A 433-nucleotide genomic window follows, 5' to 3' on the forward strand; every position below is an offset into this window, starting at 1 on the left:
TACCCAATCACTTTCAATTCCATCTTGTAACATCTTGTCTGATGTTTTAGAAATGGCTTCATTTAATTGTGCACTTGGAACTTGAATGTTCTCTTGCTGTGGTTGTTCTGGTTTTTTCCCATCTGGCGTTTTACCGTCTTGATCACCTTGGTTTTTCTCATCTGGCGTTTTACCGTCTTGGTCACCTTGGTTTTTCCCATCTGGTTTTTCACCGTCTTGATCACCTTGGTTTTTCCCATCTGGTTTTTCACCGTCTTGATCACCTTGGTTTTTCCCATCTGGCGTTTTACCGACTTGGTCACCTTGATTTTTCCCATCTGGTGTTTTACCGTCTTGACCTTCTGGTTTTGGTTCTTCTGTTTTGCCACCGTTAGGTTCTTCTGTTTTACACGTTCCGAACTTATCTAACGTTTCTTTCAATGTTTCCTGGCTT

The 433-nt window shown here is 41.6% G+C and carries 1 pseudogene; it reads right to left on the reverse strand.

Annotation, left to right across the window (positions count from 1 at the left end):
• Window positions 1-433, reverse strand: a pseudogene (locus MR160_RS33995) (DUF4430 domain-containing protein); the annotation flags it as partial.

Origin of the sequence: Bacillus cereus group sp. BfR-BA-01382, from assembly GCF_022663475.1 — a bacterium.
GTDB lineage: Bacteria > Bacillota > Bacilli > Bacillales > Bacillaceae_G > Bacillus_A > Bacillus_A thuringiensis_S.